At 38.1% G+C, this 24231-nt stretch carries 25 protein-coding genes and 1 tRNA gene; all 26 read left to right on the top strand.

The window, feature by feature from the left end:
- Positions 1-72 precede the first annotated feature (72 nt).
- The 26 genes from recG (at position 73) to ACDF53_RS08770 (ending at position 23954) form a co-directional block, all read left to right on the top strand.
- Positions 73-2115, top strand: a complete 2043-nt coding sequence (recG, locus tag ACDF53_RS08895) for an ATP-dependent DNA helicase RecG (RefSeq protein WP_370816079.1) — start codon at positions 73-75, stop codon at positions 2113-2115.
- A 131-nt stretch (positions 2116-2246) separates the two neighbouring features.
- Entirely contained in the window at positions 2247-2432 is a 186-nt protein-coding gene (locus tag ACDF53_RS08890) for a 4-oxalocrotonate tautomerase (protein WP_105089292.1), read from the top strand.
- 76 nt (positions 2433-2508) lie between these two features.
- Positions 2509-3963, top strand: coding sequence for an IMP dehydrogenase (gene guaB / locus ACDF53_RS08885; RefSeq protein WP_295231795.1), 1455 nt, complete (start codon positions 2509-2511; stop codon positions 3961-3963).
- 15 nt (positions 3964-3978) lie between these two features.
- On the top strand, positions 3979-4701 hold the full coding sequence (locus ACDF53_RS08880; protein ID WP_295231793.1) for a WecB/TagA/CpsF family glycosyltransferase: 723 nt from the start codon (positions 3979-3981) through the stop codon (positions 4699-4701).
- 14 nt (positions 4702-4715) lie between these two features.
- On the top strand, positions 4716-5357 hold the full coding sequence (locus ACDF53_RS08875) for a phosphatidylserine decarboxylase family protein (RefSeq protein ID WP_005386340.1): 642 nt from the start codon (positions 4716-4718) through the stop codon (positions 5355-5357).
- Complete coding sequence (pssA, locus tag ACDF53_RS08870) at positions 5350-6021, top strand: CDP-diacylglycerol--serine O-phosphatidyltransferase (RefSeq protein WP_370816078.1); 672 nt, start codon at positions 5350-5352, stop codon at positions 6019-6021. The genes ACDF53_RS08875 and pssA overlap by 8 nt, the downstream gene beginning before the upstream one ends.
- A 19-nt stretch (positions 6022-6040) precedes the next feature.
- Positions 6041-7303: a glycosyltransferase family 2 protein gene (locus ACDF53_RS08865; protein ID WP_370816077.1), complete on the top strand. Its 1263-nt coding sequence runs from the start codon at positions 6041-6043 to the stop codon at positions 7301-7303.
- Between the two features lie 17 nt (positions 7304-7320).
- Positions 7321-8082 carry a 5'/3'-nucleotidase SurE gene (gene surE / locus ACDF53_RS08860; RefSeq protein ID WP_370816075.1) on the top strand — a complete coding sequence of 254 codons (762 nt, stop codon included), beginning with the start codon at positions 7321-7323 and terminating at the stop codon, positions 8080-8082.
- Positions 8083-8136: 54 nt separating this feature from the next.
- Positions 8137-8220, top strand: a tRNA-Leu gene (locus tag ACDF53_RS08855).
- A gap of 102 nt (positions 8221-8322) precedes the next feature.
- Complete coding sequence (locus ACDF53_RS08850) at positions 8323-9114, top strand: hypothetical protein (protein WP_370816074.1); 792 nt, start codon at positions 8323-8325, stop codon at positions 9112-9114.
- Positions 9115-9182: 68 nt separating this feature from the next.
- On the top strand, positions 9183-9554 hold the full coding sequence (gene acpS, locus ACDF53_RS08845; RefSeq protein ID WP_370816073.1) for a holo-ACP synthase: 372 nt from the start codon (positions 9183-9185) through the stop codon (positions 9552-9554).
- Between the two features lies 1 nt (position 9555).
- Positions 9556-11127 carry an NAD(P)H-hydrate dehydratase gene (locus ACDF53_RS08840; protein WP_370816072.1) on the top strand — a complete coding sequence of 524 codons (1572 nt, stop codon included), beginning with the start codon at positions 9556-9558 and terminating at the stop codon, positions 11125-11127.
- A gap of 2 nt (positions 11128-11129) precedes the next feature.
- Positions 11130-12074, top strand: a complete 945-nt coding sequence (locus ACDF53_RS08835; protein ID WP_370816070.1) for a ComEC/Rec2 family competence protein — start codon at positions 11130-11132, stop codon at positions 12072-12074.
- A gap of 245 nt (positions 12075-12319) precedes the next feature.
- Positions 12320-13417 (top strand): N-acetylmuramoyl-L-alanine amidase, encoded by a 1098-nt coding sequence (locus ACDF53_RS08830; protein WP_370816068.1) that lies wholly within the window; start codon positions 12320-12322, stop codon positions 13415-13417.
- Between the two features lie 3 nt (positions 13418-13420).
- Complete coding sequence (locus ACDF53_RS08825; RefSeq protein ID WP_370816067.1) at positions 13421-13981, top strand: GerMN domain-containing protein; 561 nt, start codon at positions 13421-13423, stop codon at positions 13979-13981.
- 114 nt (positions 13982-14095) lie between these two features.
- Positions 14096-15076: a thiamine-phosphate kinase gene (gene thiL, locus ACDF53_RS08820; RefSeq protein ID WP_370816065.1), complete on the top strand. Its 981-nt coding sequence runs from the start codon at positions 14096-14098 to the stop codon at positions 15074-15076.
- Positions 15066-15560, top strand: coding sequence for a tRNA (adenosine(37)-N6)-threonylcarbamoyltransferase complex ATPase subunit type 1 TsaE (gene tsaE / locus ACDF53_RS08815; protein ID WP_295232014.1), 495 nt, complete (start codon positions 15066-15068; stop codon positions 15558-15560). Before thiL ends, tsaE begins: the two co-directional genes overlap by 11 nt.
- Positions 15544-16302 carry a tRNA (adenosine(37)-N6)-threonylcarbamoyltransferase complex dimerization subunit type 1 TsaB gene (tsaB, locus tag ACDF53_RS08810; protein ID WP_303931866.1) on the top strand — a complete coding sequence of 253 codons (759 nt, stop codon included), beginning with the start codon at positions 15544-15546 and terminating at the stop codon, positions 16300-16302. The genes tsaE and tsaB overlap by 17 nt, the downstream gene beginning before the upstream one ends.
- Positions 16302-16751, top strand: coding sequence for a ribosomal protein S18-alanine N-acetyltransferase (gene rimI / locus ACDF53_RS08805; RefSeq protein WP_370816064.1), 450 nt, complete (start codon positions 16302-16304; stop codon positions 16749-16751). Before tsaB ends, rimI begins: the two co-directional genes overlap by 1 nt.
- Positions 16748-17779 carry a tRNA (adenosine(37)-N6)-threonylcarbamoyltransferase complex transferase subunit TsaD gene (tsaD, locus tag ACDF53_RS08800; RefSeq protein ID WP_295232007.1) on the top strand — a complete coding sequence of 344 codons (1032 nt, stop codon included), beginning with the start codon at positions 16748-16750 and terminating at the stop codon, positions 17777-17779. The genes rimI and tsaD overlap by 4 nt, the downstream gene beginning before the upstream one ends.
- 2 nt (positions 17780-17781) lie before the next feature.
- Positions 17782-19170: a sensor histidine kinase gene (locus tag ACDF53_RS08795; RefSeq protein WP_370816062.1), complete on the top strand. Its 1389-nt coding sequence runs from the start codon at positions 17782-17784 to the stop codon at positions 19168-19170.
- Complete coding sequence (locus tag ACDF53_RS08790; RefSeq protein WP_370816060.1) at positions 19171-19737, top strand: ANTAR domain-containing response regulator; 567 nt, start codon at positions 19171-19173, stop codon at positions 19735-19737.
- A gap of 200 nt (positions 19738-19937) precedes the next feature.
- Positions 19938-20219, top strand: coding sequence for a co-chaperone GroES (gene groES / locus ACDF53_RS08785; protein WP_004696047.1), 282 nt, complete (start codon positions 19938-19940; stop codon positions 20217-20219).
- 110 nt (positions 20220-20329) lie between these two features.
- The gene (gene groL / locus ACDF53_RS08780) at positions 20330-21955 is read left to right on the top strand and encodes a chaperonin GroEL (protein WP_105089275.1); all 1626 of its coding nucleotides are present in this window, start codon (positions 20330-20332) and stop codon (positions 21953-21955) included.
- Between the two features lie 267 nt (positions 21956-22222).
- The gene (locus tag ACDF53_RS08775; protein ID WP_370816059.1) at positions 22223-22639 is read left to right on the top strand and encodes a DoxX family protein; all 417 of its coding nucleotides are present in this window, start codon (positions 22223-22225) and stop codon (positions 22637-22639) included.
- A gap of 58 nt (positions 22640-22697) precedes the next feature.
- Positions 22698-23954, top strand: a complete 1257-nt coding sequence (locus tag ACDF53_RS08770) for a diaminopimelate decarboxylase (RefSeq protein ID WP_005386368.1) — start codon at positions 22698-22700, stop codon at positions 23952-23954.
- The last annotated feature ends 277 nt before the right edge of the window (positions 23955-24231 follow it).

Genomic DNA, 24231 nt, shown 5'->3' with positions numbered 1-24231 from the left:
TGGGCTTTTACACAAGGATATACAGAAATTGGATATATCCTCAGTGTTTATCGTATATTTAAAGGAGTTTCTATGGATGAACGGTTAACGACCATTAAAGGGATTGGTCCTGGTCGGGAGAAACAATTGCATAAGCTAGGGATTACGAATGTAACATCGTTGTTGACATATTTCCCGCGAAGCTACGAAGACCGCCGTACAATTTATAGAATTGGTGAATTAAAGTCTGGTATGACCGGTGGCGTTGTGGGCAATGTTATTGCTGTTCAAGAAAAACGTCCTCGACCTAGATTGTCTATATTAGAGGTAGTCATTGCAGATGGTACTGGTCCATTAAAGATTGTTTTATTTAACCAAGGGTATAAAAAGAACTTTTATAAAAAAGGTCAGCGTCTATATGCATATGGCAAAGCAGAATTTCAATATGGGTCTATGCAAATGAATACGCCCCAAATAGAAAATTTGGGAGATGGTGGAGAGCCAGATCGTGGCATTGTTCCTATTTATGCCTTGGCTGATGGAGTGTCTCAATTTGTGGTGCGCTCATCAGTACGCAATTGGTTCGCTGCTAATCATGAATTGCAAGAGATTTTGCCTGCTGAGGTTCGTGAAGCACATCAATATATGAGTCGCTATGATGCATTTAAAATGATGCATTTCCCGGATTCTTCAGAGCGATACGAAGAAGCGCGTCACCAATTGGCCTATGAAGAGTTATTTGTCATGCAATCTGGATTGGCCTTGTTGCGGAATAAAGAGCAGTGTCATAAAGGGCCTAAGATGGGACCTAATGGGGACTTAATGGCTCAGTGTATAGAAAACTTACCGTTCTCCTTAACAGGTGATCAACAGCGTGCATTAGAGGATATTCGCATCGATATGGAAGATGAACGTCCTATGCAACGATTATTACAAGGTGACGTAGGTTCTGGTAAAACCGTTGTAGCTACATTGAGTTTGTTGAAGGCCATTGAAAATGGGTACCAAGGTGCGTTAATGGCCCCTACGGAGATTTTGGCGGCTCAACATTATGAAGGCATAACAGAGGTATGTCGTAATTTAGGCATTACTATGGAGTTATTAACTGGTTCTACTACAAAAAAAGAAAAAGAGCGCATCTATGAAGGCTTAGCTGATGGATCAATTAATATGATCATCGGTACTCATGCGCTTATTCAAGAGGGCGTAAACTTCCATAATTTAGGCCTCGTCATTATCGACGAACAACATCGCTTTGGTGTGGAACAACGGGCACGATTACAACAAAAGGGTACATACCCACATGTACTCATTATGACAGCTACACCAATTCCACGGACCATGACCTTATCTGTATATGGTGATCTTGCTGTATCCTTGATTAAAGAGATGCCACCAGGGCGTAAGCCTGTTAAAACGTATGCTGTAGATAGCTCATATAAAGAACGATTGAGAAACTTCTTTGGCAAAGAGATGGCAGAAGGTCGTCAAGTTTATGTAGTATGTCCTCTAGTAGAAGAGTCTGAAAAATTAGACTTACAGGCAGCAGAAGAACTGTATTTAGAACTAAAAGAGTACTTTTACAAGGCTTATGAAGTTGGCCTTGTACACGGTCGTATGAAACCAAGTGAAAAGGATGAAGTGATGAATGCCTTTCATAAAGGTGAGATTTCATTACTCGTTTCTACTACCGTTATTGAGGTCGGTGTCAATGTGCCTAATGCGACCATTATGTGCATTGAAGGGGCAGAGCGATTTGGTCTATCTCAATTGCACCAGTTGCGTGGCCGTGTAGGCCGTGGATCTCATCAATCCTATTGTATTCTTGTAAGTGATTCAAAAAATGATGTAAGCCAAGAGCGTTTAAAATTGATGGAACAGACACAGGATGGTTTTGAACTTGCCGAACAAGACTTATTATTGCGTGGTTCTGGTCAATTATTTGGCTTAGCCCAATCAGGATTACCTGATTTACGGGTTGCCAATATTATTAAAGATATTGAAATATTGGTACAGGCTCGCAAGGATGTATTAGATTTTGCAAGTCACCATGGGATGGAAAAACTTGAATCTGTAATGAAAGAAGAATTAGAAAAAAGATTTGGTGAAAAATTTCTTAGAATATTGTATAATTAAGAGGTAGGAATAATAAGTACATAAGTAGCGATAATATTAGATTTTATCTGGGTTTTTCCCTTGTGTATCTGTTCCTCATACCGTATAATAGAACAAACAAATTTATTTCATTTTCATCTATGGAGGTCAATATGCCACTTATTCATGTAGAGCTCGTTGAAGGGCGCACAAAAGAACAAAAAAAACAATTAGGTGAAGCTATCACTAAAGCTGCGGTTGATATCGTTAATGTACCTGCTGACGCAGTAAAAGTTATCTTCGTAGATATGAAAAAAGATGATTATATGGAAGGCGGCATTTTGCGGTCTGAACGCTAAGCTACGACTGACCGCCTAGTCCAATATGGACTAGGCGGGTCGTAGTTTTGTTTTATTATACGGAAAGGAATTAAATATGAGAGACGATAAATTCGGTATGCGTGGACTAACTTTTGATGATGTTTTATTAGTACCAGCGGCTTCTGATGTGCTACCACATCAAGTAGAGTTAAAAACTCAATTAACTCGTGACATTACGTTAAATATCCCTATGATTAGTTCTGGGATGGATACAGTTACTGAATCCCGTATGGCTATTGCTATGGCTCGTGAAGGTGGCCTTGGCGTTATCCATAAAAATATGTCTATTGAAGAACAAGCCCATGAAGTTGATAAGGTAAAGCGCTCTGAACATGGTGTTATCGTTGATCCTATTTTCTTAAGTCCTCAAAATTTACTATCTGATGCAGCAGAAATTATGGGAAAATATAAAATTTCTGGTGTACCTATCACAGAACATGGTAAACTAGTAGGGATCATTACAAATCGCGATATGCGTTTTGAAACTGATTTAACTCGCCAAATCGGAGACTGCATGACAAAGGATTCCCTTGTTACTGCACCAGAAGGTACTTCTCTTGAAGAGGCAAAAGCAATTTTAAGTGAACATCGTATTGAAAAATTACCTCTCGTAGATGGCGATGGAAACTTAAAAGGCTTAATTACTATAAAAGATATTGAAAAAGCGACAAAATATCCAAATTCTGCCAAGGATAGCAGTGGTCGATTATTAGTTGGTGCTGCTGTTGGTGTATCTAAAGATTTATATGATCGTCTTGATGCACTTGTATCTGCTAAGGCTGACGTAATCATTGTAGATACAGCACATGGTCATTCTGCAGGTGTACTTCGTACATTGAAAGAAATTAAACAAGCTTATCCTCATATTCCTGTTATTGCAGGTAATGTAGCGACTGCAGCTGGTACAGAGGCTCTTATTGAAGCAGGTGCAGATGCTGTTAAGGTCGGTATTGGACCGGGCTCTATTTGTACAACACGTGTTATCGCAGGTATTGGGGTACCTCAAATTACTGCAGTATATGAGTCTGCTCAAGTAGGTCGTCGCTATGGAATTCCTATCATCGCTGATGGGGGCATTAAATATTCTGGCGATATTGCCAAAGCTATTGCGGCTGGTGCCAATGTAGTTATGATGGGGAATATTTTAGCTGGTACTGATGAAAGCCCAGGGGAAACAGTGATTTACCAAGGTCGTTCCTATAAAGTATACCGTGGCATGGGTAGCTTAGGGGCTATGAAGCTTGGTAGTAAAGATCGATATTTCCAAACAGAAGCTAAGAAATTAGTTCCTGAAGGTATTGAAGGTCGCGTACCTTATAAAGGTATGTTGGCTGATACAATTTTCCAAATGGTTGGTGGTTTGCGTGCAAGTATGGGGTATTGCGGATGTCATAACATCCAAGAAATGATTGAAAATACTCAATTCATTCAAATTACAGCGGCTGGTTTAAAAGAAAGTCATCCGCATGATGTAAGCATTACCGTTGAAGCACCAAATTATAGTGGTTGATAATGGAGTATTACATTGAATAAACGTATTTCTGTTTTATCTGTGCCTATCGATTGTGTAACAATGGATGAGGCAGTCCAACGTATTTTGCAATTAACTGAAGAGCCGGGGCTACATCTAGTAGCCACGGCTAATGCAGAAATGGTTATGTTGGCTAATGAAAATCCTACATTGCATACCATATTGAATAATGCTAGTCTCGTCGTTCCCGACGGGGCTGGCATTTTGTGGGCTGCAGAGCGTCAAGGCGAACATGTGCCTGAACGTGTAACGGGGGTAGACGTAACAAAACGATTATTTAAAGTTGCGGCTGACCAGCAAATTCCTGTATACTGCTTAGGGGCAGCACCTGGTGTTGCTCAACGAGCAATTGATAATTTATCTGCCCAAGTTGGACCATTAAATATTGCAGGGATTCATGATGGATTCTTCGATAGCACAGAGGAACAAGAAATCGTTAAAGCTATTGGGGAGTCTAAGGCAAAATTAGTGTTTGTTGCCTTAGGCGTACCAAAGCAAGAACAATGGATTTCAGAAAAATTGAGTCACCTTGATGGCGTTGTTGCCATTGGTATTGGTGGTTCCTTTGACGTTTTGGCAGGTAATATTCCTCGGGCCCCAGAATGGATGCAACGGAATCGTCTCGAATGGTTGTATCGATTATATTTAGAACCTCAACGGATTGGCCGCATGTTGGCTATTCCTAAGTTTATGTGGACCGTTATTAGAAATAAATAGAGGAGTGTTGAATCGTGCCTACAGGACCAATAATTAAGGAAGGGTTTCCACTGATAGGGGCTATGCTCATTATCACTGTGGTGTTAGGATTTTTAGGACATTATGTAATTGCGATTATTTCATTTATTCTGGCATTATTTTTCGTCAATTTCTTTAGAAATCCTAAACGTGTAATCCCTCAAGATCCAGATTTAATTTTATCTCCAGCAGATGGTAAAATTATGGATATTTCTGATGTATACGAAGATATTTACTTACATAAAGAATGTAAAAAGGTAACTATTTTCCTATCTGTTTTCGACGTACATGCCAATCGTGCGCCTATTGACGGTAAAATTACATACCGTCATTACACAATGGGCAGTTTCTTGCCTGCTTTTAAAGATGATGTAGGCTTTGAAAATGAACGTCATACTATTTGTATTGAAAATGATCGCACTTCCGTATTAGTAACACAAATTGCGGGCCTTTTAGCGCGTCGTATAGTATCTTGGACGGATCTTGATAGTGTGCTTGAACGCGGTCAATTGTACGGGATGATTAAATTCGGTTCCTGTACTGAAATCTACATGGATAAGGATGTAGAGTTGTTCGTGGAAAAAGGTCAACATATTACAGGTGGAGACACTGTTATTGGGAGGTTGCGTCATGAATAAATCTATTATTCCAAATTTATTTACTAGTGCTAATTTAGCCTTCGGTGTCCTTGGCATTACATTCTCTGCTACAGGTAATACTTTCTATGCAGCTATTTGCGTACTATTATCCTTAGTCGCTGATGGTTTAGATGGTCGTGTAGCGAGAGCATTAGGTGTAGCAGGCCCTATGGGGCGTGAATTAGATTCTTTATCTGATGTTGTGGGCTTTGGTGTAGCACCGGCTTATATGTTATATATGAAAGAGCTATACGGTTTAGGTTGGATTGCCTATGTTCCTTTACTAGCATTTGCTGTATTAGGCGCATTCCGCCTTGCTCGCTTTAATATCAAAACTGAAGAAGTTCATGGTTACTTTGAAGGGTTACCAATTCCAGCTGCAGGTTGTTTGGCTGCTACCTACGTATTGTGTGGCGTAGAGGTGCCTCAATTTGTGCTAGTAGTTTGCATGATAGGTGTAGGCTTCTTAATGGTTAGTGAAGTTAAATATCCAGACTTCAAAGGTAAATCTGCGGTTAATATTAATAAACTTTCCATTGTACTTACTGCTATTTTTGTTCTAGCTTGTCTCGTTTATGATTGGCACACATGGGCAGTAATGATTTTTGCTGGCTATGTAGTGTTTGGCCTTATTAATGGGGCGTTAAATATGGTGCGTAAATAAGTGTGTGGAGGATAATAGTATGAATTACCTACTGGATCTGATATTGATCCCTATGCAGGTAATAATCGTAATTTATACGGTTTATTATTTTGTACTCGCCGTAATCGGTATGTGGCGGTCTAGAGTACATAAAAACTATACCCCAAAAAATTCCTTTGCTATTGTTGTGTGTGCTCATAATGAGGAAGCTGTAGTCGGTGAATTAGTAAAAAATTTACGAAGTCTAGATTATCCGGATGAGCTGTACGATATCTTTGTTGTAGCTGATAACTGTACAGATAAGACTGCTGATGTAGCAAGAGCTGCTGGTGCTAATGTGCATGAACGATTCAATAAAGAAGAAGTAGGTAAAGGCTATGCAATGGGGTGGATGTTTAATCGCGTAGAACAAATGGATCGGAAATATGATGCATTTCTTATCTTTGATGCCGATAATTTAGTACATCCCCAATTCATGTTGGAAATGAATGATCATCTTGAAAAAGGTGAATCTGTTATTCAAGGTTACTTAAATTCTAAAAACCCTACGGACTCATGGGTAGCGGGTACGTTCTCTATCGCATTTTGGATGGTTAACCACATGTGGCATTTGGCAAAATACCGCATTGGTTTATCTACAGCCTTAGGCGGTACTGGTATGTGTATACGTACATCTATTATCCGTGAATATGGTTGGGATTGTAATAGCTTGACTGAGGATATGGAATTCTCCATGAAGTTGTTAACTCATGGTATTCGTACGTGTTGGGCTCATGATGCCATCGTTTATGATGAAAAGGTTACAACCATGAAGGCGTCTTGTAAACAGCGCTTACGTTGGGCGCAAGGTCAATTTGACTGTGCAGGACGATATATTCCAAAGTTGTTTGCTACTGGTATCAAAACTGGTAATATTATGATTTTGGATGGTATTTTCCAAGTGAGTCAACCGTATTTCCTATTGTTGACTACCGTGTATTTGGTATTGTCTTATATCAATGCTTACACACCAATCTATACAAACATTTTGTATCAAATTTTACCTATGTCTGTATGGACTATTATCGGTGTTGGGCAATATTTATTCCCACTTATCGTATTATTGAAGATTAAGGTACCACCAAAGATTTGGTTCTATTATTTACTATATCCATTATTTGTATATTCTTGGATTCCTGTAAATATTTTAGGCTGGTTCCGTCGTCATAATAAGGTGTGGTCTCATACAGTTCATACGCGAGCTGTTGGCTTAAATGACGTTAAATTGACCCGTATGGGAAACATGAATAAGAATAAAAAATAGAATCTGTAGGAGTGACTATGCATATTTTAATGTGTAATGATGATGGTATTTTAGCAGATGGTTTACGCCGTCTTGCATCGTACTTAAGTCAATATTATCGAATTACCGTTGTAGCACCTGCCAATGAGCAAAGTGCTAAATCCCATGCATTGACGACTGAGATTCCTTTAAAATTAGATGCGTACAATGGCGAGGATGAAAATCCTCGCCTTTATGCTCTAACGGGAACACCGTCTGATTGCATGAAGTTTGGTCTTAGTTATTTATTAAGTGATGATATGCCGGATCTTGTGATTTCAGGTATTAATCATGGTTTTAACTTAGGATCGGATGTATTGTATTCTGGTACGGTTTCTGCTGCCATGGAAAGTTGTTTTTACGGCATTCCAGGCTTAGCATTATCTGTGGAACGGTATTCTCCTGAACGAGGGGATGAAATGCATCCCTTTATACATGAATTAATTGAAAAGATCTATGTTAAAGGTCAATTTGATGGCTTATTGAATGTAAACTTCCCATTGCGTGGGGCATGCGATTGGGATCATTTTAAAATGGTTAGTCAAGGTTTACAAACCTATAGTAATATTATCGATGCTCGTATTAACTCAAGAGGGCAAGATTATTATTGGTTAGCAGGCGAGCTTGATTATGGTGCTGAAAGTATTCCCACTGATGTGGAATATGCTCGTAAAGGCTATATAACAGGTGTAGCTCTTACGTGGAAGCAACAATGTGACATCGGTATGGAAACGGTTAAAAATATTTTAGATAAAATATAAAAAATATGTTGACATTGTTTTGGGATATCTGTATAATAACAAATGTTCCGAGACGCCGGAGTGGCGGAATGGCAGACGCACTTGACTCAAAATCAAGCGGGTAACACCGTGTGGGTTCAAGTCCCACCTCCGGCACCAACTTTAGGCGGTAAGACTTTTGTCTTACCGCCTATTTTTTATATATTTATATTTGTGAATTAATATACAGTTATATACATTTTATTTGCTTGAGGTGAAAGTATGGATCAAGGTGTAATTGAATATATTGCTAATGTCTTTGACATACCAAAGCTAGCACAACCTGTAAGTGCAGTTCAAATGCCTTTACCGTTAACACGGTTAGCTGAGATACCCTTAGATAGTTCTGTTAATCAATGCCAAGGCTTTTGTTATAACTCTAAAAAAGATGTATTTGTTCTTGCCTGTATAAACTCAGATAATACAAAGCAAATTATTTATGAAATAAATCCAACAACGTTACAAGTTGTTGCTAAGTATGAATATAGTCAAAAACGTTTATTAGGCCATATGAATACGTTGACCTATAATCCGAATAATAATCGTTACTATACAACTAACGCTGTTGTAGATGGATATATCGTTACACCTATTGAAGCTGATAGCATGATTGTAGAGGCGCCTATTAAATTGAAAGAAAAGGTATTTAACTTTGCTTTTGATAAAGAGCGCAACGAATATGTATCGATTGTGCCTTTAACAAATTCTCATCGTACAATTAATTATTACGATGAGAATTTTAATCGAATTCGTAGCTTTACCATTGATGCAGAGCATAGTGATTTAAATAATAATGGCGCCTATGCAGCGAATGGTAATACTATATTTACAACCTTAACAACCTTTGTTTCTGTTGATGATGAAGGTGTTGTTAAGAATATAACTCCTTATGCGTCAGGTATGGAAGTAGAAGATATGGATTATCGTAATGGTCAAATGTATGTGGCCGTTAATCGCAAGGGTAAGGTAGAAATTTATAGCTTGCCTACATTACCATTTTCAGTAAATGCCTAGATTTTATCTATGTTTTTATCCACTTTAAGAGTGTATAATATAAATGTTAGGGTAATTTAGGAGTTATTATGAAATTAGGGAATGATATTATTGAAATTGACCGTATCCGTTGTGCTATAGAGAAATCTAAATCATTTCGTGATCGCGTGTATACGTCTCATGAGATTGATTACTGTGAAAGCCGAAAAAAAGGGCGTTATGAGTCTTATGCTGGTATATATGCTGCTAAAGAGGCTTTCATTAAAGCATTAGGAACGGGAATGCGTCATGGTTCATGGCAAGATATAGAAATTTATCATGATGAATTGGGGGCGCCCTTAATTCGTCTACAAGATACTTTTAAAGAAATCTATGAAACATTAGGTTATACTGAAATACATGTGTCGATTAGCCATTGTAAAGAATATGCAATGAGCACGGTTATACTTGAAGGAGCATAAGATGCAAATATTAACAACTGAAGATGCTCGATATATAGATCAAGAGGTACCTAAGCAGTTAGGTGTTTCTTTGGAAATTCTAATGGAAAATGCAGGACGTGGCATTGTAGATGCTTTATGGGGACAATATGACTTATTTTCCTTAGATAATGCACGTTCAATCAATAGTTTTGTGCTATTTATCTGTGGTACAGGAAATAATGGGGCAGATGGACTTGTAGCCGCTCGTCATCTATTAGAACAAGGCGTACCTGTACAAATTGTACTTGTCGGTGATACGAGCAAATGTAGTGACCTCTTTGCAGTGCAACTTGAAAGATGCGAAGCCATGGGTTGTATCATTGATATGTATGACGAATTCAATGATTGGTCCAATGTGGCTATTGCTGTAGAAGGTATTATGGGCACAGGGTTAACAGGTCGATTACGGGATTTAACCATCGATGTTTTGCATGATATTGATACTATGCGTAGTCAATATAATTTTGATTTGTGGGCTATTGATGTACCGGCAGGGCTTGATGCTTCTTCTGGTCAAATTTCAGAAGGAACATTGTCTTATGATTATACGGTTACCTTTGGGGCTATTAAACAAGGCTTATTATTATATCCCGGCAAGGCCATAGGGGGTACAGCTATTGTTGCACCGTTAGGCGTACCTTGGCATCACGTATTAGTTGATCGAGATAGTACTATAACTATTGATTCGGATTTAGCAGAAACACTAATTAATTATCGGGTTCCTATGGCACACAAAGGTGTAAATGGGAATACATTAATAGTCGGTGGATCTAGTGATATGGTTGGAGCCCCTATGTTGGCCGCAGAAGCTGCTGTTCACAGTGGAGCCGGTAAGGTTACATTAGGCGTTCCAGATACAATTAAACATGTTGTGCAAGGTCGTATCATACCGGAGGTAATGGTAACATCTATCGATGAAAATGAATCCCTTTATGACGGACGTCAAGTAGTTGCTATTGGTCCAGGTTTAGGGCGCACTACAGATATTCCAGATGTAGTAAATCAAGCTATTGATTCCTATGAAGGCGCGCTCGTCATTGATGCAGATGCGTTATATGCATTGGGGCATGTAGGGTCTGTAGATAAAGATGCGTTGCGTGATGGACATATTGAGTCCGTATATAAGGTGCAAAAAAATCTGCCATACTGTGTAATGACGCCTCATTTAGGTGAATTTAGTAGACTTATAGATTTACCTATAAAATGGATTGAACGTCATTATATTACACTGGCTCGAGCATTTGCCAAAGCGCATCAAGTTGTATTGGTGCTAAAGGGAATTCCTTCTGTTGTGGCACTACCTGATGGTACGGTATATGTTAATACTATCGGAAATGCTGGTATGGGAACTGGTGGTATGGGAGATGTATTAACAGGTATTATTGCAGGTTTTATTAGCCAAGGTTATTCCTTACAAGATGGTGCCATTTTAGGCGTCTATGTACATAGCCGCAGTGCAGATATACTAAGTGATACTAAAACTTGGGGGTATACACCTAGTGATGTAAGTACATCGATAGGTTGTGTTATTAGTGAATTATTGGGAGAATAAGAATGACAAATAAAATACAGCGACTTATAGCCTTTTTATTAGTGCTATGCATTCCTATCTTTGCCATTGCGGGATGCACGAATAAAGATGTAGCTAATGCAGCATCTCAGAATAGCACTAGTGTAAATGAAGGCTATTCCATTGATACGAAACAAACAAATCCTGAAGGTCATCTAGACGTATATATGCTTGATATTGGTCAAGGCGATGCCATATTGCTCAAGGTTGGCGATGAATATAGTATGATCGATACAGGTGATATAGAGCATCGTGAGAACATTGTGGCACAGTTAAAATCTATGGGTGTTACAAAGCTAAAAAATGTAATTATCACACATCCTCATGCTGATCATATGGGTGGTTTCTATGCCATCGCAAAAGCTATGCCTATTGAACATGTGTATGATGATGGTATTTCTGTTGATAATAATATGTATAAAACCTATGAAAAATGGATTGATAAAAATAAAATCCAACGGTCTACATTGCGTAGTAGTGATGTAGTAGATTTTGGTCATGGAGCGGTATTTGTTGTATATGCACCTTGGACTGAACCTTTAACAGATAAAAAAGGAGCGCCAGATCTTAATAATAACTCTATTGTAGGTAAATTAATTTTTGGTAAATTCTCTATGCTCTTTACTGGTGATGCAGAATTACAAGAAGAGAAAAAACTCATAAAAGAGCAGAACTCTAGACTGTTTGCCCGTGTTCTTAAGGTAGGTCACCACGGTTCTCGCACAAGTAGCTCTGAAGATTTTTTGAAATCTATTAAACCAGAAAGTGCATTAATTTCAAATGGCATGTATAATAGTTATGGTCATCCTCACGATGTAACATTACGTCGTTTGCAGGAGAACAATATTGCCATTTACCGTACAGATACGATGGGACGTATTCACATTAGTACGGATGGGAATGAATGGCAAATTACAACTGAACGTTAGCGTCGATTGCATAGCACAAAAATTAATTTTAAGCAACTGATTTTTGTGTGTACTGTATAAAGACTTTATATAGTAATATGTATAATCGGCATACTAATCTTCATGTTTGTATGAAATAATCTATCTATAATCTAACATTAGTTTATGGATAGATTGGAACGATGAGACTTTGATTCACAAAGATATCATCGACTCATCTCTATGGTTTGGACACTACGTATGTCAGTTAGATTGGAGTGAATGTATTGCGTAAACTATTTTTTATGTGCCTTGCTCTCTTGATGGCGATACCACTATTCTTGACTCAAGCAAAGGCAGCTAATCTTGAAGATGCTCGATGGGTGACACGAACTGATGCACCGGTACCATATGTTCGTATGGTTATGGATTTGTCAGCACCGGTAAAAGCGTCTGCATCGATTAGCAAAGATGGGAAAACGACGACTGTTACCTTAAAGAACACAAAGCTAAAAACTGCTAAAGCGAATATCAATATGGACTCTAGCATAGCTAGTTCTGCTAGACTCACAGAAGATGGCAGAGATGTGAAGGTAACAATCAAGACACCTTCATCTATCGATACGAGTGATGTAAAGGTATTTTCCCTAAAGAAAGATACGGTTAATCAGAAACCGTATCGCATCGTTGTAGATGTACAGAAAAAAGGTGTGGCACCTAAACCTGCTTATTATGGCAAACGTCCATCTCCTTCTGCACATCCTGCGAAAAATATGCCAACAGGATCCGGTAATTATTCTATTAGCGGTGGTCTATCTGGTAAAACAATTACGATTGACCCAGGTCATGGTGGTAGTGACTCTGGTGCCGTTGGGCCGCATGGTGTACAAGAGAAAAATATTACACTACCGATTTCTATGTACTTGAAAAAAGCTCTAGAAAATCGTGGCGCTAAAGTGCTTATGACTCGTACTACAGACGTAGACGTATACGGTCCTAATGCAAGTGGTGTTGATGAATTGGGTGCTCGTGTTAACGTAGCAAACCGTAGCAATTCTGATGCGCTCATCAGTGTGCATATTAACGCATTCAACAACCCAAGTGTTGGTGGTATTGCAACATACTACTATAGTAAAACAGGCAATGATGCTCGATTAGCACAAAAGGTACAATCTCAAATTGCTAGCGTTCCAGGTTTCAATGGTGACCGTGGCATTCAAGAAGGTAACTTATATGTGTTGAGACATTCTAACATGCCTGCAGTTCTTGTAGAGCTTGGTTTTATTTCCAACCCTAATGAAGAACGTGTATTGCAATCTCCTCAAACACAAGAAGACTTTGCAAATCGCATTGCCAATGGTATTGCTAGTTACTTTGGAGGTTAATCGATGAAATTACGTAAACAAGTTCTGTCGATCCTCTGCGTAGGTTTGCTTGCATTTGCAGCGGGTTGTACACCTAATCAAGCACCTACAACTAGTAAAAGTGAACCTGTGCAAGAGACGAAAGTCAATAAGGATGCAGAAACAACAAAAACATCTCAAGAAATGGTTAAGATGGCCTTCTTTGTTCCAACAGAGGATGGCTCAGGGGTAAAACAATCAACCGTTGAGATGGAGGCGGATAAAGTAACGCCTAAAGCTGCTCTTCTAGCGATGTTAAAAGCTGATAGAGCACAAAAATATCCAGTATTCTCCAAGGATATTGAAATTACATCCGTTACTGTAAAGGACGGCATTGCTTCTGTAGAAGTGAATGACGCTTTCGTAAAAGGTAATGGTGGGGACTTAACTGTTAAATTACAAATGGCTGCCATTGTAAATACATTGACATCTTTTGATAATATTAATGGTGTTCTCTTCGTTAGCAATGGTAAAAAGGTAACTACTGTAGGTTCCTTTGATACGAAAAATCCTGTTAAACGGATGACAAACCTAATTAAAAAATAATTAAGTTAGGCTCATTGATAGCAGATAGTTGATATATCAACTATCTGCTATTTTTGTTGTCTTTTATATATGTTACAATACAATATGTATACTATTCGGAAGCCAGGTGATGAGATGCAATTAAAAGATGTAGGGGAATTTAATTTCATTCGCCACATTCAAGATAATACGATACATGATCCAAGTACTGTGATTACAGGAATTGGTGATGATTGTGCTGTATATAGTGCTAAGGAAGAAACAGATCAATTAATTAGTACTGATACGATGGTGGAAGGGGTTCACTTTAGCTTTCACTATATGAAGCCCTATGATGTAGGCTATCGTCTCATGACGGCCAATTTGAGTGATATTGCTGCTATGGGTGGTACTCCTCGTCAAATTGTGCTATCTGTGGCGGCACCTAAATATGTTGATACGGCTATTCTTGATGAAGTTTATAGAGGTATAAAAGATCAATGCGCAAAATATCATCTTAATATACTTGGTGGGGATACGGTGCGTACGGAAGGGCCCATGGTGTGGACTGTAACAATTATTGGTGATGTCCCTAAAGGAACTGCTATTATGCGTAGCGGTGCGCAAGTAGGTGATATTGTGGGTATTACAAATTACGTAGGTTATGCTGCTACAGGTTTGGGCGCCTTATCATATAATTTAGATGGTTATCATATGACCAAGGTTGGTCATCAACGTCCAGATCCACAAATAGAATTGGGCCAACAATTGAGACAATTAGGTATTCATAGTATGAATGATATAAGTGATGGTCTCGGTAGTGAATTAAATGAAATTGCATCGGCTAGCAATGTATCTATTGTCATAGAGGAAAAAGCTATTCCACTACATGAGGAGACTTATGAATTAGCTAAGTATTTGCAGACTAATCCAGTAGATTATGCATTGTATGGTGGCGAGGACTTTCAACTAGTATTTACGGCTCCTAAATCATTGCTTCCTAAATTAGAGAATTTAGCAGGCATTACAATAATTGGTGAAGTTGTATCTGGATCAGCTCAGGTGCAGATGGTAACACCGGATAAAACGATTAAGACCATAGAAGCGAAAGGATATAATCATTTTCATGAATCATAAGGCACAGGTTCAATTAGAGACTCATACAGTTGAAGATACACAACAATTTGGACAATTATTAGGCAAATGGGTCAAACAAAGTGGTGACCCTTTATGTATTGCCTTAATTGGTGATTTGGGGACCGGAAAAACACATCTATCCCAAGGCATTGCGAAAGGGTTTGGCGTTACAGAGGAGATTACTAGCCCTACGTTTGCCATCATGAATACTTACGATGTTGATAGAACACATTTATATCATTTTGATGTATATCGATTAGATGATATAAGTGAATTAGAAAATATTGGCTTTTACGAATATACAGAGGACTGTGTATCCATTGTGGAGTGGGCTGATAAATTTTCTGATGAATTACCAGATGAAACATTATGGATATATCTGACTCGTATTGATGATACAAGCCGATCCATTACGTTAAGTAGTGATTATCTTACAAAAGATGATTTAGTAGATATAGGAGGCCCATATGTGGTTGGGAATTGAGACAAGTTCGCTCGTATCGAGTGTGGCCTTAATGGATGAAACAAACTTGATTGGTGAACTAACCATTCAAGCGGGATTAACTCATTCTGAGCAGCTAATACCTCACATCGACATGTTGTTGCGAGCCTCACAAGTAAAAAAGAATGAACTAAAAGGTATTATAGTTAGCATTGGTCCTGGTTCATTTACGGGATTGCGTATAGGTATGGGGACTGCAAAAGCTATGGCTTATGCCTTACAAATTCCATTGTACGGTGTGATGACCATGGATAGTTTGGCTCATAATGTTTCATATACAAATAGAACTATCTGTACTGTAATCGATGCTCAGAAAAAGCATGTATATGCAGGTCTATATCGATATGAAAACAATGAGCTAGTATGTAAAGAGGAACCGTTTGTTATTGCGGTTAGTGATTTATTAGAAAAGTTCCGAGAAACTAAGGAAGAGGTCTTATTCTTAGGTGATGGTATCAAGCGTATTGAAAAGCTTTTAGACGAAAACGATACTAATTTGACTATTCTAGATATTTCACAACGCATTCCAAAAGCCAGTTCTTTACTTTTAGCGGGACGCGACTTAGTTATCCGTGAAGAAATATGTGATCCAATGGATATGGTTCCTTATTATATCCGTCGCTCTGAAGCAGAGGTTTTATGGGAGGAACGACATAAGGATAATCCAGACATGTTAAACCAAAATCCTACAGTTGTTGTTACCGAAGCGGCAGGAGCAGAATAATGGAGATTCGGTTAGCTACGGTAGATGATGCTCAAGCCATTTATGATATAGAGCAACAGTCCTTTTCTGTTCCATGGAGCTTGGAATCTGTACTTGCTGAACTTGAAGGGGACGATAATAAGCTATATATGGTTATTTGTGAAGGAAATCATATTGTGGGTTATGCTGGTGCTTGGCTTGTATACGATGAAGGACAAATCACGAATATTGCTATTTTACCTTCCGCCCGTGGTAAGGGATATGGCTCAAAACTTACTAAAGAATTAATAGATGAATGTTTGAATAGAGGGATGCATGAAATCTTCTTGGAGGTACGCATATCTAATTTACCTGCCTTGGCAATGTATAGAAATCTAGGATTTACTGTTAAAGGAATTCGCAAAGATTATTATTCAGAGCCAAAAGAGGATGCTTATATTATGTCTCTCGTTTCAGAGGAAATAGAATGAGTATTTACACATTAGCCTTGGAAAGTAGTTGCGATGAAACATCTGCATCCGTCCTAAAGGATGGGCGTACTGTTTTATCTAATGTAATTTCTAGCCAAGTGCCTATTCATAGAAAATTTGGTGGTGTTGTACCAGAAATCGCATCACGCCATCATATTGAACAAGTTATACCTGTCATAGATCAAGCTTTGCGCGATGCAAATGTAACTTTACAAGATATAGACCATATTGGCGTTACCTATGGTCCAGGTCTAGTGGGCGCATTATTAGTTGGTGTAGCTGCTGCAAAGGGATTATCCTTTGCTACAGGTATTCCTTTGGTGCCGGTTCATCATATGGAAGGTCATATTTTTGCTAATTTCTTAGCCAATCCAGAATTGGAGCCTCCATTTTTAAGCCTCGTTGTGTCTGGTGGTCATACCATGTTAGTGCATGTAAAAGGCTATGAAGAGTTTGATATTCTTGGACAGACTCGTGATGACGCAGCGGGGGAAGCATTTGATAAAATTGCTCGTGTTATGGGGTTCCCTTACCCAGGTGGCCCTCATATCGATGCATTAGCTCTTGAAGGTAATCCAGATGCTATTGAATTTCCAAAGGCTTTGAGTGAGCCTGGAAATTTCGAATTTAGTTTTAGTGGCTTGAAATCTGCTGTGTTAAACTATTTAAATAGCAAGCAGCAAAAGAATGAGCCGATAAATCAAGCAGACGTTGCAGCGTCCTTCCAAAAGGCGATTGTAGATGTATTAGTTGAGAAAACACGAGATGCAGCGCATACATTGGGGGAAACTCGTATTACCATAGCTGGTGGTGTTTCTGCTAATAAAGGTTTACAAACAGCATTACAAAAGATGTGCGAAAAAGAAGGATTTACCTATTACAAGCCTCATAAAATTTTGTCCACTGATAATGCAGCGATGATTGGTTGTCGCGCTTATTATATGGCCCAAGCCGGTAAATTCGCAGATTTAACATTGAATGCAAAACCAAGTGTTGAAATTGGTCATGTATCTTGGAAAGAGGATTAATCGTGGATATCGGTCAAGATATTTTAAATACAACACCATTAGGTCCATTACAAACCTCATTATTAGAGCATATTAGTAAACTTATATCCTTTGGCGAGTCATTGACCCGTCAAAGAATACAGATTTTTACACCCCTTCTAGAGTCCTCACAAGGTACTATGCATCATCGTGCCGATATGCTGTGTATTGAACGAAGTGACCAAGGTGTTATTACTCGACAGTTAAAAGGGAATAATACATGGCATTCTATGATGGAAAATGGACAACCGCTTATTGGGGTAGAACATGATCAACGACAACATGTTTTTCCTGTTGTAGATAATGGTGGTCGTATTATTGGGGGCATAGCTTTTACCGTGTCTCCGTCTATTAAGATAGAGCAATATGAGCAAGAATATACCTTGTCAGATACGATGCAACGGCTCATGCTGACTGCTACGGATGAGCAAATACAATCGTATGAACCAATCTCATATTTTGACGGTTTAATTATTTTTGATGATTCTCATAGAATTCTGTATGGTAATGAGGCGGCTGTACAATTAGTAGATTTGCTAGGATTTGACCGACGACTTGTGGGCTCGTCGATTTATAGCAGTACCTTAAAAGTTTCAGCCATCCAACAAGTGTTAGATGATAGAACGATATACACTAGTGAAGAAATCTATCAAGATATGGTCATTCGTCAACATATGATTCCTATTGCTATGGGCCGTAATGAAACACGTTGTTTCCTCGTGCTTCACGATTGTACCCGTGAAAGTAAGCAGCAACAAGAATTGCTGGTAAAGAACTCGATTATTAAAGAGGTTCACCATCGTGTAAAAAACAATTTACAAACGGTAGCTGGATTGTTGCGTATGGAGGCTAGACGTTCTAGCTTACCTGAGGTTAAACAAGCCTTGCAAGAGGGAATAAATCGTATTGAAAGTATGGCATTAGTTCACGATATTGTATCCCATTATGACGAGGATTATATAGGTATCCGATCAATTTATGACGAGCTATGTCGCTTATTGCGTATGAGTATGGTTCAACAAGACCAAGATGTTACCTTTACTTATAGTGGAGAGGATATGTTGATTTCCTCTCATATGGCAAGTTATGTATCCCTCATAATTAATGAGCTAATTACCAATAGCCTTGAACATGGCTTAGATGGTAAAAATGGAGAGATTCGTTTAGCTGTTACAGAGTTAGATGAATATATTGTATTAGCTTTTTCTGATACGGGGAAAGGGTTACCTCCAGAGTTTTCTATTAACTCCAATAAGCGCTTAGGACTAACTATCATTAATAATTTGGTTACCCATGAGTTAAAAGGTAAATTATCTGTAGAAAATACAGATGTTGGTGTACTCGTAACAATACATATGAAGAAGGAGAAGTAAATGCGCGTTTTAATAGTGGATGATGAATCCCTTATACGTATGGATCTACGCGATATTATTGAATCCTGTGGTCATGAAGTTGTAGCAGAAGGCACTAATGGGGTAGAAGCCATTAAACTTTGTAAAGAATATAAGCCTGATATTGTTCTTATGGATGTAAAAATGCCGGAATTAGATGGCATCGAAGCAGCACGTCAAATTGGCTTTCACCATGAAGCACCAGTCGTACTATTAACAAGTTATAGTCAACAGGATTTAATTAATAAGGCTAGAGAATCTGGCGTTTATGGCTATTTAATAAAACCTGTACGTGAAGAGCAATTGGTTCCCACCTTAGAAATGGCCTTAGGCCGTTATCATAGTGATGCGCAGCTTCGCGAAAAAATGGCTGAATTAGAACAGTCATTAGAAGATCGTAAAATCATTCAAAAGGGGACCGGTATATTGATGGATTTATACTCTATATCTGAAGAGGAAGCGTATAATCGCATTCGTGCCCTAAGTATGAAGAAACGAGATAGTATTGTTAATATCTGTAAAGCATTAATAAATCAAGTTTCTAAATAGATGAAAAGACTAGTATAAGGATAAAACTTATACTAGTTTTTTTGTGTCTAATATCAAATAAAAACTAAAAAGTCAAAAAATCAAAATTTCTGCTTGCATTTATTTTGACATCGGTTATAATAATACATGTGATTAGCACTCGGTAACTTAGAGTGCTAATAAATTGTAAATAATAACTAGTAAATAAGGAGTGACATCATATGTTAAAACCATTAGCTGACCGCGTTCTTATCCGTTTAGAAGCAAAAGAAGAAAAAACTAAAAGTGGTATTTTCCTTCCTGATACAGCAAAAGAAAAACCTCAAGAAGGTGTAGTAGTAGCTGTAGGTGCTGGTAAAGTTTATGACAATGGTCAACGTGTAGCTCCAGAAGTTAAAGTTGGCGATACTGTTATGTTCGCAAAATATGCTGGTAGCGAATTAGAAATCGATGGCGCTACTCACTTGATCATTAGCGAACGCGATATTTTGGCAGTATTATAATAGCTGATTAATAGCTTTCACGGCTATACATATTAATGATACATTTTATATTGCCTTAGGGCATATATTTCTATACATTGGATAGTGTTACTATCTAGGAGGTAATACATATGGCAAAAGAAATCTTGTTTAATGAAGAAGCTCGTCGCGCTTTAGGTCGTGGCGTTGATCAATTGGCAAATGCTGTAAAAGTTACATTAGGACCAAAAGGCCGTAATGTTGTATTGGATAAAAAATTCGGTTCTCCAACAATCACAAACGATGGTGTAACAATTGCTCGTGATATCGAACTTCCAGATCCATTTGAAAACATGGGTGCTCAATTAGTTAAAGAAGTTGCTACTAAAACTAATGACGTAGCAGGTGACGGTACTACTACTGCAACTGTATTGGCACAAGCTATGATTCAAGAAGGTATGCGCAACGTAGCAGCTGGTGCTAACCCAATGATCTTGAAAAAAGGTATTGAAACAGCAGTAAAAACTTTGGTAGAAGAAATTAAAAAACGCTCCATTAAAGTTTCTGGTAAAGCTGAAATCGCACAAGTTGCTAGCGTATCTGCAGCTGATGAAGAAATTGGTGGCTTGATTGCTGAAGCTATGGAAAAAGTTGGTAACGACGGCGTTATCACTGTTGAAGAATCCAAAGGCTTGCAAACTGCATTAAACGTAGTAGAAGGTATGCAATTTGACCGCGGTTACATTTCCCCTTACATGGTAACTGATCCTGATCGTATGGAAGCAGTTATGGATAATCCATACATCTTGATCACTGACCGTAAAATCAGTGCTATCGCTGATATGTTACCAACACTTGAAAAAGTGGTAAAAGTAGGTAAAGAACTTCTTATCATTGCTGAAGATGTAGAAGGTGAAGCATTGGCTACATTGGTAGTAAACCGCTTACGTGGTACATTCAAAGCTGTAGCAGTTAAAGCTCCTGGCTTCGGTGACCGTCGTAAAGCTATGCTTGAAGATATCGCTATCTTGACTGGTGGTACTGTAATTACTGAAGATATGGGTCGTAAACTTGATTCCGTAGAACTTACTGACCTTGGTACGGCTCGTCAAGTTCGCATTACTAAAGATGAAACTACAATCATCGATGGTGTAGGCGATAAAGATGTAATTGCTAAACGCGTTAGCCAAATCCGTGCACAAGTGGAAGAAACAACTTCTGAATTCGACCGTGAAAAATTACAAGAACGTCTTGCTAAATTGTCCGGTGGTGTTGCAGTTATCGAAGTAGGTGCTGCTACAGAAGTTGAAATGAAAGATAAAAAACTTCGTATCGAAGACGCATTGAACGCAACTCGCGCTGCTGTTGAAGAAGGTATCGTAGCTGGTGGTGGTACTACATTCATCGACATCATCCCTGCTTTGAACACATTGGAAGCTACTGGTGATGTTCAAACTGGTATTAACCTTGTTAAACGTGCAGTAGAAGAACCTCTTCGTCAAATCGCTTACAATGCTGGTCTTGAAGGTTCCGTTGTAGTTGAAAAAGTTAAAAATACTGAAGCTGGCGTTGGTTTCAATGCTTTGACTGAAGAATACATCGACATGGTAAAAGCTGGTATCGTGGATCCTGCAAAAGTTACACGTTCTGCTCTTCAAAATGCTGCATCCATTGCATCTCTTGTATTGACTACTGAAACAATCGTAGCTGATAAAGTAGAAGAAAATGCTGCAGTACCTGCAATGCCTCCAATGGGTGGCATGGGCGGTATGATGTAATCAACTGCTTAGCGCATAATCTATAAGATTTAGAATAATCCTAATGAATTAGGAACTATATGTTCACTTTTTCATTAGGATTATTTTTGTATTTATCTAAATCAGCTATATGAGGATTATCAAATCGATAAAATTGATTTTGTATACAATATATGTTATAATTCTATAGAATTTAATATTGAGTCTAGTTTGACACGGTAGTTACTGACCTTTATAATATGGTTATCGAATTATTTCGATGTTGTTTAACCTGAAAGAAGGATTACTATGTTGAGCTTTATTTTTAAAAGTAAACCTAATTATGTTAATTTTGGCCTCTTAGTTTATCGTTTGGCACTTGGTATTTCCATATTTTATCATGGATATTTAAAGTATTTGAGCGGTGCTGAAGGCCTTTATAAAGTTGGAGCTATGTTGGCACCATTAGGTGTACCTGGTGGTTATGAAATATTAGGTACTATGGCAGCATATGCTGAAATGATAGGCGGCGTACTTATAGCAATTGGTCTATTTACACGGATTGGATCTTTGTTACTCATAGGTACATTAGTAATAGCAACGATATTAAATCTTAGTGGTAGTTTCTTTAGTTGGGACTATCCATCTCAAATGGGATTTGGTGCTCTTATGTTGTTCTTTGCTGGTGCAGGTCGCTATAGCCTAGATAAAGCTTTATTTAAATAATAATTAGGATAATAGACTCGTCGATTGATGAGTCTTTTATTTGTGTAGCGAGGTTATTATGAATACAAAAACAGTTCCGTTTACAGCTGAACAATTAGAAAATATTATTGCCCAATATCCAACACCATTTCATATTTACGATGAAGAAGGTATCATTGAAAATATGAAATCTTTCATCGATGCATTTTCTTGGAATAAAGGGTTTAAACAATATTTTGCTGTAAAAGCGACTCCAAATCCATATATTATGCGTGTGTTACAAAAACTTGGGGTAGGTGCAGACTGCTCTTCCTTGGCAGAGTTGATGCTATGCGAAAAAGTGGGCATTACAGGTCATGATATTATGTTCACATCTAATGACACACCATATGTGGAATATAAAAAAGCACTAGAAATGGGTGCTATTATCAACCTAGATGATATTACTCATATTGAATATTTAGAAAAAAATCATGGTTCTTTGCCTGATACGTTCTGCGTTCGTTATAACCCAGGCTCCTTAAAAGAAGGGGGCAATACAATTATTGGCCTTCCTGAAGAAGCTAAATACGGTATGACTCGTGAACAAATTTTTGAAGCATATAAACAACTACAAGCAAAAGGTGTAAAACACTTTGGTATCCATACAATGGTCGTATCTAATGAGCTTGATATCGATGGCTTAGTTGGCACTGCAGAGCTTTGCTTTAATCTTGCAGTAGATATTAAAAATGAGCTTGGCATCAATGTTGAGTTTATCGATCTTGGTGGTGGCGTAGGTGTTGCTTATAAACCAGAACAAACACCTGTAGATTTCAAAGCGCTTAGCAAGGGTGTAGAAGAGGCTTACAATAGAATTCTCGTAGCTAATGGTCTTGGTGATGTAGCATTAGCTTATGAATGTGGTCGTATGGTTACAGGTCCATTTGGTTACCTAGTTTCTACAGCGATTCACAAAAAAGATATTTATCGTCATTACATTGGTCTTGATTCTTGCATGGCAAATCTTATGCGTCCAGCATTATATGGTTCTTATCACCATATTACTGTAATGGGTAAAGAAAATGCGCCTAAGGACCATGTATATGATGTAACAGGCTCCTTATGTGAAAATAACGATAAGTTCGCTATCCAACGTGAATTGCCAAAAATTGATATTGGTGATCGTATCATCATTCATGATGCTGGTGCACATGGTCATTCTATGGGCTTTAACTATAATGGTAAATTGCGTTCTGCTGAGTTGTTATTACATAAAGATGGCTCTGTTACACAAATTCGTCGTGCTGAAACATATGATGATTTGTTTGGCACCCTCGATTTCTCCAACCTATAATTTAATATTGAGAATCGAATAGGATGAGAATGAATATTATTAAAAGCCTATCAATATATGTAATATATGATATTCTTTTAATTCCTGTATATTTTAGTAGGAATATCTTGCTATCATTTAGATAAGAATGTATAATAATTGTAGATTGTTATGCACATACTTGCTAAGTTGGCGAGAATTACGGCGGTATTCACGTTAGTGCGTACCGCCTTTTTATATGTGTCAGTATATACGTTTTACATATAACGATTGTATGCCTCGATATTGAGGATACATA

It is taken from the genome of Veillonella sp. (assembly GCF_041333735.1).
GTDB lineage: Bacteria > Bacillota > Negativicutes > Veillonellales > Veillonellaceae > Veillonella.
Note: the sequence above shows the minus strand (reverse complement) of the source record. Positions and strands in the feature narration are given on the sequence as shown.

What these genes read in the sequence shown, in the direction of transcription:
- recG (WP_370816079.1), top strand. Translation starts at nt 73, where the DNA reads ATGGATGAACGGTTAACGACCATTAAAGGGATTGGTCCTGGTCGGGAG.
- ACDF53_RS08890 (WP_105089292.1), top strand. Translation starts at nt 2,247, where the DNA reads ATGCCACTTATTCATGTAGAGCTCGTTGAAGGGCGCACAAAAGAACAA.
- guaB (WP_295231795.1), top strand. Translation starts at nt 2,509, where the DNA reads ATGAGAGACGATAAATTCGGTATGCGTGGACTAACTTTTGATGATGTT.
- pssA (WP_370816078.1), top strand. Translation starts at nt 5,350, where the DNA reads ATGAATAAATCTATTATTCCAAATTTATTTACTAGTGCTAATTTAGCC.
- ACDF53_RS08865 (WP_370816077.1), top strand. Translation starts at nt 6,041, where the DNA reads ATGAATTACCTACTGGATCTGATATTGATCCCTATGCAGGTAATAATC.
- surE (WP_370816075.1), top strand. Translation starts at nt 7,321, where the DNA reads ATGCATATTTTAATGTGTAATGATGATGGTATTTTAGCAGATGGTTTA.
- ACDF53_RS08850 (WP_370816074.1), top strand. Translation starts at nt 8,323, where the DNA reads ATGGATCAAGGTGTAATTGAATATATTGCTAATGTCTTTGACATACCA.
- acpS (WP_370816073.1), top strand. Translation starts at nt 9,183, where the DNA reads ATGAAATTAGGGAATGATATTATTGAAATTGACCGTATCCGTTGTGCT.
- ACDF53_RS08840 (WP_370816072.1), top strand. Translation starts at nt 9,556, where the DNA reads ATGCAAATATTAACAACTGAAGATGCTCGATATATAGATCAAGAGGTA.
- ACDF53_RS08835 (WP_370816070.1), top strand. Translation starts at nt 11,130, where the DNA reads ATGACAAATAAAATACAGCGACTTATAGCCTTTTTATTAGTGCTATGC.
- ACDF53_RS08825 (WP_370816067.1), top strand. Translation starts at nt 13,421, where the DNA reads ATGAAATTACGTAAACAAGTTCTGTCGATCCTCTGCGTAGGTTTGCTT.
- thiL (WP_370816065.1), top strand. Translation starts at nt 14,096, where the DNA reads ATGCAATTAAAAGATGTAGGGGAATTTAATTTCATTCGCCACATTCAA.
- tsaE (WP_295232014.1), top strand. Translation starts at nt 15,066, where the DNA reads ATGAATCATAAGGCACAGGTTCAATTAGAGACTCATACAGTTGAAGAT.
- tsaB (WP_303931866.1), top strand. Translation starts at nt 15,544, where the DNA reads ATGTGGTTGGGAATTGAGACAAGTTCGCTCGTATCGAGTGTGGCCTTA.
- rimI (WP_370816064.1), top strand. Translation starts at nt 16,302, where the DNA reads ATGGAGATTCGGTTAGCTACGGTAGATGATGCTCAAGCCATTTATGAT.
- tsaD (WP_295232007.1), top strand. Translation starts at nt 16,748, where the DNA reads ATGAGTATTTACACATTAGCCTTGGAAAGTAGTTGCGATGAAACATCT.
- ACDF53_RS08790 (WP_370816060.1), top strand. Translation starts at nt 19,171, where the DNA reads ATGCGCGTTTTAATAGTGGATGATGAATCCCTTATACGTATGGATCTA.
- groES (WP_004696047.1), top strand. Translation starts at nt 19,938, where the DNA reads ATGTTAAAACCATTAGCTGACCGCGTTCTTATCCGTTTAGAAGCAAAA.
- groL (WP_105089275.1), top strand. Translation starts at nt 20,330, where the DNA reads ATGGCAAAAGAAATCTTGTTTAATGAAGAAGCTCGTCGCGCTTTAGGT.
- ACDF53_RS08775 (WP_370816059.1), top strand. Translation starts at nt 22,223, where the DNA reads ATGTTGAGCTTTATTTTTAAAAGTAAACCTAATTATGTTAATTTTGGC.
- ACDF53_RS08770 (WP_005386368.1), top strand. Translation starts at nt 22,698, where the DNA reads ATGAATACAAAAACAGTTCCGTTTACAGCTGAACAATTAGAAAATATT.